This window comes from Streptomyces sp. NPDC050448, assembly GCF_040655295.1.
Taxonomy (GTDB): Bacteria; Actinomycetota; Actinomycetes; order Streptomycetales; family Streptomycetaceae; genus Streptomyces.
Genome location: NZ_JBFAJR010000119.1, coordinates 1 through 2,267, shown reverse-complemented (window position 1 = coordinate 2,267; position 2,267 = coordinate 1). Strand labels below are relative to the sequence as shown.

At 65.3% G+C, this 2,267-nt stretch carries 2 protein-coding genes; both read left to right on the top strand.

What is annotated here, in order from left to right:
- Positions 1-304: 304 nt before the first annotated feature.
- Positions 305-1,135: a hypothetical protein gene (locus AB0I68_RS38970; protein WP_363182187.1), complete on the top strand. Its 831-nt coding sequence runs from the start codon at positions 305-307 to the stop codon at positions 1,133-1,135.
- 12 nt (positions 1,136-1,147) lie between these two features.
- Positions 1,148-2,245: a peptidoglycan-binding domain-containing protein gene (locus AB0I68_RS38965; protein ID WP_363182186.1), complete on the top strand. Its 1,098-nt coding sequence runs from the start codon at positions 1,148-1,150 to the stop codon at positions 2,243-2,245.
- Positions 2,246-2,267 lie beyond the last annotated feature (22 nt).

Below are 2,267 nucleotides of genomic sequence, written 5' to 3'. Positions count from 1 at the left end.
TGGTGCTGGTCATGAGGGGGGTGGTTCTCCTGTCGGTGCCCTATCAGGCTAACCCGCCGAAGCGGGACGTCTCGCCTAAGGCTGACAGAGAGGGGACTGAGTGAGGTTGCCACTCTCCCTCAGCAGGAGCCCTCGAAATCCCTGCGGCCCAAGAAGTCCGCAGGGATTTCGTCGGGCCTCCGCGATACCTCTTCCCGCCGGTAGTGCAGTTGAGCGCTTCCTCGCAGTTCCAGAACGGTAGACCCGCATGCATTCCTTCATACCTTCCCCGGCCAGGTCGGCTACGGTGCTCACCCTCGGTCTGGTGGCCGCTGCTCTCGCCGGCTGCTCGTCGCCGGTGTCATCGGACGGACCCGACACGCTGCGCCCGGCTCCTACTCGAGCGTTCAACGAGGCCGATCCCGCGACGTGGACGCTGCCCATGGAGGCCTATCTGCTGTCTGACGATGAGCGGAGCCAGGTGGCAAAGGCGAAGGCCATGCTCATCGGTGACTGCATGAAGAAGGCAGGCTTCGGTAAGTGGCATGCGGCTCCTGAGCTCCCGAAAGCGGGCCCCAAGACGCTGACCGACTGGCGTTACGGCATCCATGATGGCGAGCTGGCGCAGAGACGCGGATACAAGCCTGATGAAGCCGAGCAGGCGGCATACGAGGCGGCAGTGAATGAGGGTGCCGTCGACGGGACATCGACTGAGGGCCCCGATGGCAAGGCGCTGCAGGTGTGTATTGGGGAAGCGCGCACCAAGCTTGGGGGAAGCCCGGCTGCCTTCGGCGAGGAGGCGCAGAAGCTGGGGAACGAGGCGTTCGTCCGGTCCAAGGAGGAGCCGGCGGTGGTCACTGCGTTCCAGGCGTGGTCTTCCTGCATGAAGGAACAGGGCTACGCCTACAAGCAGCCGTTGGACGCGAGCGACGATCAGCGTTTTCACGGCCGGGACGTGACCCCCTTGGAGATATCGACGGCGACGGCGGACATCGCGTGCCGCAACCGTACACATGTGGCGAAGATCTGGTGGGAGGCCGAGGTCAAGCTGCAGACAGTCTCTCTCGAGAAGAGCGCCGAGGCGCTGAACAAGGCCCGCAAGGATCTCGACGCCTCGATGAAGGCTGTGGCCGATGTACTTTCCGGCGAGAAGTAGGAGCGCCGGACTGTGACAGAGCCGACGGCCATGGCCGACGTTCACGCCGGTGATGGCCGACCAGGACACAAGCGGGCCGCGCCGCCGCGCGGCGGTCTGGTGCGCCGACGCCGGATCCTGATCGGCGTGGTCGCGGGAACTTTGACTTTGACGGGGGTCGGTGCAGGGGCGGCGACTTTGCTGAAATCTCCCGCCCAGGTCGTGGCAGAGACGGCCGCGCCCCCTGCCGACGTGCTGACCGCGCCGGTGGAGAAGAAGGTGCTGTCTGCATCACTGGTGACTCGAGGCAAAGTCGCCGCGTCTCAGCGGGTTGATGTCCTGTCAGCTGGTCTCAGCGGCGCGGACACCATCCGTGCGGTGGTGACCAAGGTCAAGGTGAAGCCAGGGGACACGGTGAAGCCTGGCGCTGTACTGGTGGAAGTCGCAGGCCGCCCCGTGCTTGCTCTGGGTGGTTCACTGCCGGCCTACCGGAACCTGACTGCCGGCGCCGTCGGGCAGGATGTGGTGCAGCTGCAGAAGGCTCTGGCTGCGATGGGCTACAGCCGCGGCACTGACCCCTCGGGAACCTTTGGGCCTGGCACGCAGCAGGGGGTCAAGTCTCTCTATGCCGCTGCCGGTTACACCGCTCCCTCCTCGGTCAGCGCGAAGCCGGACGGGTCGGGCAAGGCGGGTGGTGACAAGCCGGGTGAGCCGCAGAGTAGCGGTGCTAAGTCTGGGGCACCGATGGGTACGTCTCCCACTGTGGTCCTGCCGGCAGCCGAGACGGTGTTCATATCCGATGGTCCTGTGAGGGTCGAGTCGGTCGAGGCGGTCGTCGGCGCGACTGCAACCGAAAAGCTGATGACCATCAGCGCTGGAGCGCTGGTCGTTGAGGGTGCGCTCGAGAGCTACCAGAAAGATCTGGTGCGCCCCGGGCAGAAAGTTGACATCTTGTCAGACAGGACGGGTGGGCAGGCTGTCGGCACGGTGGCTCTGGTAGGTCTTGCACCGGCTCCTGTCGGCAAAGAAGCCGCCGCGGCTGACGCGGCGCCGCGGTATCAGTGCGTTGTGGCAAACCGAATCTTGTTCGAGTGGCAATGGGTGATCGCCTGGACGGAGGTTCGGGTGTAGTCGCGGGCATGAGAGAACGGGC